Below are 11,204 nucleotides of genomic sequence, written 5' to 3'. Positions count from 1 at the left end.
ATGGGAATTGAACCCACGAATGCCGGAATCACAATCCGGTGCGTTAACCACTTCGCCACAACCGCCATATTAAGATGGTGCCGGCAACAGGAGTCGAACCCGCGACCTACTGATTACAAGTCAGTTGCTCTACCAGCTGAGCTACACCGGCAGGTGTAATGGTGGCTTTGGACGGAATCGAACCGCCGACACGAGGATTTTCAGTCCTCTGCTCTACCGACTGAGCTACAAAGCCATACTAAAAAGTTTCGGTAAATAAAAATGGCGGTCCTGACGGGATTCGAACCCGCGATCTCCTGCGTGACAGGCAGGCATGTTAACCGCTACACCACAGGACCGTGGTAACTTGACGACTTCTATAATACTATATCAATCAGTCAAAATTGTCAAATACTTTATTAAAAAAGTATGCCTGGCAACGTCCTATCCTCACAGGGGGAAGCCCCCAACTACTTTCGGCGTTCAAGTGCTTAACTTCCGTGTTCGGCATGGGAACGGGTGTGACCACTTGGCTATCGTCACCAGACGACGGGCTCGCGCCCTCAAAACTGAAGTCATCAACAATGCATCTGCTAGAACAAGGCCTCGACCGATTAGTATCACTCAGCTCCGCATGTCGCCATGCTTCCACCCGTGACCTATCTACCTCATCGTCTCTGAGGGGTCTTTCTTGATTACTCAAAGGGAAATCTCATCTTGGAGGGGGCTTCATGCTTAGATGCTTTCAGCATTTATCCCGTCCGCACGTAGCTACCCAGCGATGCTCCTGGCGGAACAACTGGTACACCAGCGGTGCGTCCATCCCGGTCCTCTCGTACTAAGGACAGCTCTCCTCAAATTTCCTGCGCCCACGACGGATAGGGACCGAACTGTCTCACGACGTTCTGAACCCAGCTCGCGTACCGCTTTAATGGGCGAACAGCCCAACCCTTGGGACCTACTCCAGCCCCAGGATGCGATGAGCCGACATCGAGGTGCCAAACCTCCCCGTCGATGTGGACTCTTGGGGGAGATCAGCCTGTTATCCCCAGGGTAGCTTTTATCCGTTGAGCGATGGCCCTTCCATGCGGAACCACCGGATCACTAAGCCCGACTTTCGTCCCTGCTCGACTTGTAGGTCTCGCAGTCAAGCTCCCTTCTGCCTTTGCGCTCTACGAATGATTTCCAACCATTCTGAGGGAACCTTTGGGCGCCTCCGTTACTGTTTAGGAGGCGACCGCCCCAGTCAAACTACCCGCCTGACACGGTCCTCCAGCCGGATGACGGCTGCGAGTTAGAGACTCTATGCATGAAGGGCGGTATCCCAAGGGTGACTCCTCCGAAGCTGGCGCTCCGGTCTCGACGTCTCCCGCCTATCCTGTACATCATGCACAAAGCCTCAATATCAGGCTGTAGTAAAGCTCCATGGGGTCTTTCCGTCCTGTCGCGGGTAACCTGCATCTTCACAGGTACTATGATTTCACCGGGTCTCTCGTTGAGACAGTGCCCAAATCGTTACGCCTTTCGTGCGGGTCGGAACTTACCCGACAAGGAATTTCGCTACCTTAGGACCGTTATAGTTACGGCCGCCGTTTACTGGGGCTTCGGTTCAAAGCTTCGCTTGCGCTAACCCATCCCCTTAACCTTCCAGCACCGGGCAGGCGTCAGCCCCTATACGTCATCTTGCGATTTAGCAGAGACCTGTGTTTTTGCTAAACAGTCGTTTGGGCCTATTCACTGCGGCTCTACTCATGTAGAGCGTCCCTTCTCCCGAAGTTACGGGACCATTTTGCCGAGTTCCTTAACGAGAGTTATCCCGCGCGTCTTAGAATTCTCATCCCGCCTACCTGTGTCGGTTTACGGTACTGGCACCTTCCACCTCACTAGAGGCTTTTCTTGGCAGTGTGAAATCGTGACCTTCGTCCCTACGGGACTCCGCATCGTTCCTCGACTTTGATGCCTGACGGATTTGCCAATCAGACGGTCTCGAAACTTACACATGCACTTCCATCCGCATGCGTCACTATCCTCCTGCGTCCCCCCATTGTTCAAACGGTGGATCGGTGGTACAGGAATATCAACCTGTTATCCATCGCCTACGCCTTTCGGCCTCGGCTTAGGTCCAGACTAACCCTGAGCGGACGAGCCTTCCTCAGGAAACCTTGGGCTTTCGACGGAGGGGATTCTCACCCCTCTTTTCGCTACTCACACCGGCATTCTCACTTCCAAACGCTCCACTGCTCCTTCCGGTACAGCTTCACAGCGGTTTGGAACGCTCCCCTACCATTCCTTACGGAATCCGCAGCTTCGGTGGTATGTTTAGCCCCGTTACATTTTCGGCGCGGCGCCACTCGACTAGTGAGCTATTACGCACTCTTTGAATGGTGGCTGCTTCTAAGCCAACATCCTAGCTGTCTAGGCAGCGCCACATCCTTTTCCACTTAACATACACTTTGGGACCTTAGCTGGCGGTCTGGGCTGTTTCCCTCTTGACTACGGATCTTATCACTCGCAGTCTGACTCCCGAGTATAAGTTGCCGGCATTCGGAGTTTAACTGAATTCGGTAACCCTGTGGGGGCCCCTAGTCCAATCAGTGCTCTACCTCCGGAACTCTCAACCTCGAGGCTAGCCCTAAAGCTATTTCGGGGAGAACCAGCTATCTCCAGGTTCGATTGGCATTTCACCGCTACCCACACCTCATCCCCGCACTTTTCAACGTGCGTGGGTTCGGACCTCCAGTCAGTGTTACCTGACCTTCATCCTGGACATGGGTAGATCACCTGGTTTCGGGTCTACGACAACGCACTATGGCGCCCTATTCAGACTCGCTTTCGCTACGGCTCCGCCTCATCAGCTTAACCTCGCGCGCTATCGTAACTCGCCGGTTCATTCTACAAAAGGCACGCCATCACCCATTAACGGGCTCTGACTACTTGTAGGCATACGGTTTCAGGATCTATTTCACTCCCCTTCCGGGGTGCTTTTCACCTTTCCCTCACGGTACTGGTTCACTATCGGTCACTAGGGAGTATTTAGCCTTGGGAGATGGTCCTCCCGGATTCCGACGGGGTTTCACGTGTCCCGCCGTACTCAGGATCCACTCTGGAGGGAAAACAGTTTCAGCTACAGGGCTGTCACCTTCTTCGGCCGACCTTTCCAGGTCGTTCACCTACTGTCTTCCTTTTTGACTCCGTATAGAGTGTCCTACAACCCCGGAGAGCATGCTCTCCGGTTTGGGCTGTTCCCGTTTCGCTCGCCGCTACTCAGGGAATCGCATTTGCTTTCTCTTCCTCCGGGTACTTAGATGTTTCAGTTCCCCGGGTCTGCCTCACGCTACACTATGTATTCATGTAACATGTCCCATCCCATTACGGATGGTGGGTTCCCCCATTCGGAAATCCTCGGATCAAAGCATACTTACTGCTCCCCGAAGCATATCGCTGTTCGTCGCGTCCTTCATCGGCTCCTAGTGCCAAGGCATCCACCGTACGCCCTTCATACCTTGATCTAGCATTTTGGTATTCTAAGAACACACGTCTAATGACATGGTTATAAAAAGTTTGATGTCTTGTTGATGTCTTCAGTTTTCAAGGTGCGAGTGTCTCTATCGAGACGTTGAGAGACGAGCTCTCAAAACTGAACGATGGGCATGTCCCGTACGGGACGTTTTCCTTAGAAAGGAGGTGATCCAGCCGCACCTTCCGATACGGCTACCTTGTTACGACTTCACCCCAATCATCTACCCCACCTTCGACGGCTGGCTCCTTGCGGTTACCTCACCGGCTTCGGGTGTTGCAAACTCTCGTGGTGTGACGGGCGGTGTGTACAAGACCCGGGAACGTATTCACCGCAGTATGCTGACCTGCGATTACTAGCGATTCCGACTTCATGCAGGCGAGTTGCAGCCTGCAATCCGAACTGGGAACGGCTTTCTGGGATTGGCTCCACCTCGCGGTCTCGCTGCCCTTTGTACCGTCCATTGTAGCACGTGTGTAGCCCAACTCATAAGGGGCATGATGATTTGACGTCATCCCCACCTTCCTCCGGTTTGTCACCGGCAGTCTCCCTAGAGTGCCCAACTAAATGCTGGCAACTAAGGATAGGGGTTGCGCTCGTTGCGGGACTTAACCCAACATCTCACGACACGAGCTGACGACAACCATGCACCACCTGTCACCCTTGTCCCCGAAGGGAAAACTTGATCTCTCAAGCGGTCAAGGGGATGTCAAGAGTTGGTAAGGTTCTTCGCGTTGCTTCGAATTAAACCACATGCTCCACCGCTTGTGCGGGTCCCCGTCAATTCCTTTGAGTTTCAGCCTTGCGGCCGTACTCCCCAGGCGGAGTGCTTAATGCGTTAGCTTCAGCACTGAGGGGCGGAAACCCCCCAACACCTAGCACTCATCGTTTACGGCGTGGACTACCAGGGTATCTAATCCTGTTTGCTCCCCACGCTTTCGCGCCTCAGCGTCAGTTACAGACCAAAGAGTCGCCTTCGCCACTGGTGTTCCTCCACATCTCTACGCATTTCACCGCTACACATGGAATTCCACTCTTCTCTTCTGTACTCAAGCCTTCCAGTTTCCAATGACCCTCCCCGGTTGAGCCGGGGGCTTTCACATCAGACTTAAAAGGCCGCCTGCGCGCGCTTTACGCCCAATAATTCCGGACAACGCTTGCCACCTACGTATTACCGCGGCTGCTGGCACGTAGTTAGCCGTGGCTTTCTCGCAAGGTACCGTCAAGGTACGAGCATTCCCTCTCGTACTTGTTCTTCCCTTACAACAGAGTTTTACGATCCGAAAACCTTCATCACTCACGCGGCGTTGCTCCATCAGACTTTCGTCCATTGTGGAAGATTCCCTACTGCTGCCTCCCGTAGGAGTCTGGGCCGTGTCTCAGTCCCAGTGTGGCCGATCACCCTCTCAGGTCGGCTATGCATCGTCGCCTTGGTGGGCCATTACCCCACCAACTAGCTAATGCACCGCAAGGCCATCCCAAGGTGACGCCGGAGCGCCTTTCATCATCAGACCATGCGGTCTGAAGAACTATTCGGTATTAGCTCCGATTTCTCGGAGTTATCCCAATCCTTGGGGCAGGTTCCTTACGTGTTACTCACCCGTCCGCCGCTCATTCCCTTCACTTCCCTCCGAAGAGTTCCGTGAGCTTCCTGCGCTCGACTTGCATGTATTAGGCACGCCGCCAGCGTTCGTCCTGAGCCAGGATCAAACTCTCCATAAAGTGTTTGACTTGCTCGTTTTTGTGACCAAAGTCACGTTGACGAAGCTTGCGCTTCATTCATTGTTTGTATCCGAAGATACGTTTTTTTGCCTCATCGTTCAGTTTTCAAAGTTCGTCCGCGCCTGTTTTGGCGACTCAATTAGAATACCAAGTCTGAAACAATAAGTCAACAACTTTTTAAAAGAAGTTTTTTTCTTGTTTCGTGCAATGCGCTCGTCCTCTTAAGGACAAGAATTAATATACCACGATAATTACAACATGACAACTCTTTTGTTAAATTAATTTTAAAAAGAATAGAAAAGAAGGCTACCACCTCAATTACCAAGCGGCAGCCTTCCTCTTTTTCATTATAAGCGAACAGTCGGTAACGAGACTCGCCGTTTCTTCGCTTCTCTAATATAGAAGTAATAAACGGATTCCGCTAACTTCATTTGAGCTTCGAGATCACCACAGTCATCGTAACTGATTTCAAGTAAACGGCGTTTCATCAAGTAGTTTTCTTGCGCCAGCGCCAGTTCACGGAGAAAGCGTTCATCATATTCGCTCCGGATTTTTTTCCGAAACCAATTCATAACTCCCGTCTTCCCTCCATGGCACGGGATAATGTGACTTCATCCGCGTACTCCAAATCACCGCCAACCGGAAGACCATGAGCAATCCGTGTAACACGAATACCGGTCGGTTTCAGTAATCGGGAAAGATACATCGCTGTCGCTTCCCCTTCGATGTTCGGATTCGTTGCCAAGATGATTTCAGTAATGGCTTCATCTGCCTGCAGACGCGTCAATAGACTGGATACATTGATATCTTCAGGACCGATTCCTTCCATTGGACTGATTGCCCCGTGTAATACATGGTACAAGCCCTGGTAGTCCCGCATCTTTTCCATCGCGATGACATCACGTGAATCTTGAACGACACAGACGATTGTCCGGTTACGGTGTTTATCGGAACAAACGTAACACGGATCTTTATCTGTGATGTTCCCACAGATACTACAATATGAGATATCACGCTTTGCGCTCACGAGTGCTTTTCCGAACATCAGCACATCATCTTCTTCCATATCAAGAACATGAAACGCAAGACGGACAGCTGTTTTCGGACCAATACCCGGTAACTTCGTAAAACTTTCGATTAAGCGGCTGATTGCTTCAGGATATTGCAATTCGTTTCCCCCTACAGTTTAAAACATTCCCGGCATGTTCATTCCTTGTGTAAATTTACCCATTTTACTCGAAACGAGTTCATCTACTTTTTTCAAAGCATCGTTTGTAGCAGCAAGAACGAGATCTTGAATCATCTCGACATCGTCCGGATCAACCACTTCTTCTTTAATGATGACATCGATGATATTTTTATGACCATCCGCTACGACAGAGACCATCTCTCCGCCAGCTGTTCCCGTAACCGTCAAGTCCTTTAATTCTTCTTGAGCTTTCGCCATATCTTTTTGCATCTTCTGCATTTGTTTCATCATGTTATTCATGTTTCCCATACCACGCATAATTCTTCCTCCTCTAACTGAAATTAGTCTTCGAATTCTACGATATCACCAAATCGTCCGAGCGTCTCGGACAACAGTCGATCTTCTTCCGATTCGACTGCCACTTCTTTCTCTTCTATATTACTACTATTTCGTTTCGCAACAAACTCTGCTTTTAGTTCTTTCCAATCATTATCGAGAATCGCAAGAATCTGACGTTTCACACCGCAGACCTCAAACAGTGCTTCTTCAATGACGAAACGGGTCCGTTCGTTGGTCATGACCTGTTCAAAATGCCAGCCTTTCCCGTTATCAAACTCAATCAATAATGTATCTTCCGAACAGAGGACCGGTTTACTTTCATGCACCAAAGAGTAAATCGGACCATCTTGTTTAAGGATTAACTTTAAAATGGCATCCCAACGTTCTTGAATTTCAAGAAGCTGTGCCTTCTCTGCACGACTCAACATTTGCCGAATCCGCTCTTTCGCTATCCGGACAGTTGGCCGGGCTTGTTTGCGTTTGGCTGGTTGTTGCGCAGGCGTTCCTTCAGCAGCCGGGACTCCCGTGACTTTCAACTGATGCATCTGTTCCTTCAGTTCCCGTACCTCTTGCTGGAGACTCTGCATGATCTGTCCGGTCGTTCGTCCTTGTTCCGCAATCTGAATGAACGCAATTTCGACCAGGACACGGGGATGATTCGTCAAACGCATCTGCTGTTGGCAGTCATGCAATTGTTCGATGATATGAAAACATGCTTCTGTCTCGATCGTCTCGACAAATGTTTTGAACGCTTCGGTCGGCCGAGCCCGTTCCAAAAGATCAACTGCTGTCGGAGACGTTTTGAGAAGTAACGTATCGCGATAGAAAAAGACCAGATCTTCGACGAATCGTTTTAAATCTTTTCCTGCCCGTTGCATTTTTTCAAGTGTCTGCAACAACTGGTCGACTTGATGGGCTTGCAATGCGTTTGCGACAGCGAGCAGTGCTTCATCTTCCACTGCCCCCGTCACTTCCAGTACAGCATCATCCGTTAGGTCTCCATTCGAAAAGGCGACGGCCTGATCGAGCAGGCTTAAGGCATCCCGCATTCCACCATCCGCTGCCCGGGCAATCAACCGCAATGCGGTTTCCGTATAGCCGATCGTTTGATCCGATAAGATGTACTGCATCCGTTCCATCAATTGATCGACTTCATGCCGTTTGACATCAAAACGTTGGCAACGTGAGATAATCGTCGCCGGTATTTTATGCGGCTCTGTCGTCGCCAGGATGAAAATGGCGTGTGCTGGCGGTTCTTCCAATGTTTTAAGTAACGCATTGAAGGCTCCGGTCGATAACATGTGGACTTCATCAATGATGTATACTTTGTACGCTGCTTCTGACGGCGGATATTTGACCTTATCCCGGATTTCCCGGATTTCATCAACGCCGTTGTTGGACGCGGCATCGATTTCAAACACATCAGGACTTGATCCTTCTGTAATCGCTCGACATGTCGGACATTCGTTACATGGTTCATTTACTGGCGCTTGTTCACAGTTGATTGCTTTGGCAATGATTTTTGCCAGACTTGTTTTCCCCGTTCCTCGTGGTCCAGAGAACAGATAGGCATGCGACATCCGTTCTTCCATCAAGGCGTTTTGAATCGTCCGGGTAATGTGTGCCTGTCCGACGACTTCGTCAAAACGTTGCGGCCGGTACACACGATATAATGCTTGATAGGCCAAGTTTGCGCCTCCTCTATTTATAATCCTGTTTCTATTCTACCTAAAAAAGTCTACAACCGAAACCGGCTGTAGACTTGTTATCTAAAATTAAACTGCCGCGCACCATATTCTGAAATAGGTTCAACATGCGTTACTCACGCAGCCTGCTCAGTCCAAGCGCTCCTGCGGCACACAGAGAGCACCACTTAAGGCTGCTTCCTTCCGGACCTGACCTGGTTCATGGGTATCTGTTGCGCAGGACTCAGACGTCAACGCTACTTACGTAAGGCAGACCACACCAATCCTATCCCTCGATATGGAATTCAGTCTCGCTATAGCGGATTGCGAGTGACAGGGAACCGCTACATCCCCACCTAGCACGGCAAATGGTTTATCGTATTTTAGTGGCACTTGTTTCGAGTGCTTTTTCATTATACTGTTTCATCGGTCCCGTTGCAACCCATTGCCCGTTTCCGTTGTTTCTTTTTCGCCCGGAGCTCCCGGAAAAAGGACGTCAACATCTCACCGCACTCCTGTTCAAGAACGCCACCCGTTAATTGCGAAACATGATTGAACCGTTCATCCTGGACTAAATTCATCAAAGTGCCGCAACATCCACCCTTCGGATCAACGGCTCCAAAGATGACGTGTTCGATCCGCGACAGCATGATGGCCCCTGCACACATCGGACACGGTTCAAGCGTCACATAGAGTTCGCATCCTTCGAGACGCCAGTTGGCGAGCTTGTTGCAGGCTTCTTCAATTGCGAGTAATTCGGCATGTGCCGTCGCCTGATGATTCGTTTCCCGGTGGTTATAACCGGTCGCAATCACCTCATCGCCTTTGACGATGACACAACCAATCGGGACTTCACCGATTGCTTTTGCTTTTTTTGCTTCCTCAATGGCAAGGCGCATATAGTGTTCATGCCGTTCCATCATCACACTTCCTATCTTTACAAAAATTCTCCCGCTGAAACTTCGGCAGGTGCCGCTGCTTTGTGCTAAAATATAAATTGCACTTTGCTGAACGGAGGGTAATTGAATATGTTCATAACGGTTGAAGGACCTATTGGTGTTGGAAAAACTTCACTTGCTAACGCCATCAGTCACCATTTCTCATTTTCTATGTTACGCGAAATCGTCGAAGAAAATCCCTTTCTTGGAAAGTTCTATGAAGACATCGAAGAATGGAGTTTCCAAACGGAAATGTTCTTCCTGTGTAATCGCTTTAAGCAGCTCGATGATATCGAACGTCACTATCTCAGTAAACAACGCTCTGTCGTCGCTGATTATCATATCTTTAAAAACCTTATTTTTGCCCATCGTTCTCTGAAAGTCGAGCACCTTGATAAGTACGAACAGATTTATTCGATCCTGACAACGGATATGCCAAAGCCCGATGCAGTCATTTATTTAGATGCAAGCATCGACACGTTGATGAAACGTGTTGCTCTACGCGGACGCGAGATTGAAGAAAACATGTCACGTGCTTACCTTGAACAACTGGCGGCTGACTACGAGACGTTCGTCACAGATTACCAAATCAAACATCCGGAAGTGAAAGTCATCCGATTCAACGGAGATGAACTCGACTTCGTCAAACGGCCGGAAGATTTAGAATACGTCCTGACAAAGATCCGCAACGAATTATATGAAGGAGCGAACCACGCATGAACTCGAAATTACGTGAAAAGTATAACATCCCGGCAGATGCCGTCATTACGATTGGTGGAATGGTCGGTATCGGTAAATCGACGATTACAAACGGTCTAGCAGACTCTCTTGGTTTCCGGACATCTCTTGAAAAAGTCGATACAAACCCTTACCTGGACAAATTTTATCATGATTTCGAGCGCTGGAGCTTTCACTTACAAATTTACTTCCTTGCTGAACGTTTTAAGGAACAAAAGAAAATCTTCCAATACGGCGGCGGTTTCATTCAAGACCGTTCGATTTACGAAGATACAGGTATCTTCGCGAAGATGCATTTCGAAAAAGGAACGATGTCACCAACGGATTACGAAACCTACTCGAGTTTGTTTGACGCCATGGTCATGACACCATTCTTCCCGCATCCGGATCTCCTGATTTATCTCGAAGGCTCGTTTGAACAAGTTCTTGAGCGGATTCGCTTACGCGGACGCGAAATGGAACAACAAACGCCAATCGAGTATTGGGAAGAGATGTACGAACGTTACACGAACTGGATCAATAACTTCACGATTTGTCCGGTTCTCCGTTTATCAATCGATGAATACGATTTATTAAACGAGCCGGAATCGATCGAACGGATTTTATCAAAAATCGATAAACAACTTGAAGTTGCCCGCACTGCTAAAATCCGCTAATCCAAAAGCCCGTCGACATTTCTGTCGACGGGCTTTTTTCAGACTGCAGTGACTTGTTCAATTTGAGACCGGTGATGTAAATCATGTTGCATCATGGCCCCTAAAAAATCGAGAAGCGAAATGGTTTTTCCTTTTGACGTAAACGTATCCGCCAAACGTTCTTCCGGAATCAGTTCAACGGCACGATGCAAGCGGTCACGACTGACTAAGAATTCGTCAATCGTCAAAATCCGTTGTTGTTCCCGGCTCATTTTTGCCGCCTCTTCATTAACAGCCTGGCTGTCCGGTTTTACACGAAATGGCTCATTTGCCAAGATAAACGGCAAGCGTTCCGCGACAAGGAACCGGTCCCACGGTGATAGATGACCGATGATCTCAGCGACCGTCCATTTCCCTTACGCATAAGGCGTCCGCCATGCTTCCTCTGATATGTGTTCAAGA

At 49.4% G+C, this 11,204-nt stretch carries 7 protein-coding genes, 4 tRNA genes, 3 rRNA genes, 1 other RNA gene and 1 pseudogene (1 of these 16 running past the window's edge); 2 read left to right on the top strand and 14 right to left on the bottom strand.

Annotation, left to right across the window (positions count from 1 at the left end; genetic code table 11):
• From EXIG_RS00170 to tadA, 13 genes are all read right to left on the bottom strand, one after another.
• Nucleotides 1–65, bottom strand: a tRNA-His gene (locus tag EXIG_RS00170) (it extends 11 nt beyond the left edge of the window).
• 10 nt (nt 66–75) lie between these two features.
• Nucleotides 76–151: transfer RNA gene (locus EXIG_RS00165), tRNA-Thr, on the bottom strand.
• 8 nt (nt 152–159) lie between these two features.
• Nucleotides 160–235, bottom strand: a tRNA-Phe gene (locus EXIG_RS00160).
• 27 nt (nt 236–262) lie between these two features.
• Nucleotides 263–338, bottom strand: a tRNA-Asp gene (locus EXIG_RS00155).
• Between the two features lie 72 nt (nt 339–410).
• Nucleotides 411–526 (bottom strand): 5S ribosomal RNA (gene rrf / locus EXIG_RS00150).
• Nucleotides 527–573: 47 nt separating this feature from the next.
• Nucleotides 574–3,488 (bottom strand): 23S ribosomal RNA (locus tag EXIG_RS00145).
• A gap of 168 nt (nt 3,489–3,656) precedes the next feature.
• Nucleotides 3,657–5,218, bottom strand: a 16S ribosomal RNA gene (locus EXIG_RS00140).
• Together the 16S, 23S and 5S rRNA genes with 4 tRNA genes alongside form the textbook arrangement of a ribosomal RNA operon.
• 347 nt (nt 5,219–5,565) lie before the next feature.
• Nucleotides 5,566–5,790 (bottom strand): YaaL family protein, encoded by a 225-nt coding sequence (locus tag EXIG_RS00135; RefSeq protein ID WP_012368934.1) that lies wholly within the window; start codon nt 5,788–5,790, stop codon nt 5,566–5,568.
• The gene (recR, locus tag EXIG_RS00130) at nt 5,787–6,386 is read right to left on the bottom strand and encodes a recombination mediator RecR (protein ID WP_012368933.1); all 600 of its coding nucleotides are present in this window, start codon (nt 6,384–6,386) and stop codon (nt 5,787–5,789) included. Before recR ends, EXIG_RS00135 begins: the two co-directional genes overlap by 4 nt.
• An 18-nt stretch (nt 6,387–6,404) precedes the next feature.
• Nucleotides 6,405–6,725, bottom strand: a complete 321-nt coding sequence (locus EXIG_RS00125) for a YbaB/EbfC family nucleoid-associated protein (RefSeq protein WP_012368932.1) — start codon at nt 6,723–6,725, stop codon at nt 6,405–6,407.
• 23 nt (nt 6,726–6,748) lie between these two features.
• Nucleotides 6,749–8,434, bottom strand: coding sequence for a DNA polymerase III subunit gamma/tau (dnaX, locus tag EXIG_RS00120; protein ID WP_012368931.1), 1,686 nt, complete (start codon nt 8,432–8,434; stop codon nt 6,749–6,751).
• Between the two features lie 95 nt (nt 8,435–8,529).
• An RNA gene (ffs, locus tag EXIG_RS15660) (signal recognition particle sRNA large type) lies at nt 8,530–8,796 on the bottom strand.
• 48 nt (nt 8,797–8,844) lie between these two features.
• Complete coding sequence (tadA, locus tag EXIG_RS00115; RefSeq protein ID WP_041261387.1) at nt 8,845–9,351, bottom strand: tRNA adenosine(34) deaminase TadA; 507 nt, start codon at nt 9,349–9,351, stop codon at nt 8,845–8,847.
• 108 nt (nt 9,352–9,459) lie between these two features.
• On the opposite strand from tadA, the gene EXIG_RS00110 reads away from it, so the two are divergent.
• Together EXIG_RS00110 and EXIG_RS00105 are read left to right on the top strand one after the other, a co-directional pair.
• A complete protein-coding gene (locus EXIG_RS00110) occupies nt 9,460–10,089 on the top strand; it encodes a deoxynucleoside kinase (RefSeq protein ID WP_012368929.1) in 630 nt (209 codons plus the stop codon).
• Nucleotides 10,086–10,763, top strand: coding sequence for a deoxynucleoside kinase (locus EXIG_RS00105; RefSeq protein WP_012368928.1), 678 nt, complete (start codon nt 10,086–10,088; stop codon nt 10,761–10,763). Before EXIG_RS00110 ends, EXIG_RS00105 begins: the two co-directional genes overlap by 4 nt.
• A gap of 38 nt (nt 10,764–10,801) precedes the next feature.
• On the opposite strand, the pseudogene EXIG_RS15655 reads toward EXIG_RS00105, so the two are convergent.
• Nucleotides 10,802–11,146, bottom strand: a pseudogene (locus tag EXIG_RS15655) (DinB family protein); the annotation flags it as partial.
• Between the last annotated feature and the right edge of the window lie 58 nt (nt 11,147–11,204).

Source organism: Exiguobacterium artemiae 255-15 (assembly GCF_000019905.1).
GTDB lineage: Bacteria > Bacillota > Bacilli > Exiguobacteriales > Exiguobacteriaceae > Exiguobacterium_A > Exiguobacterium_A artemiae.
The sequence above is the reverse complement of the archived record's forward strand: the minus strand, read 5'-3'. Positions and strand labels throughout refer to the sequence as shown.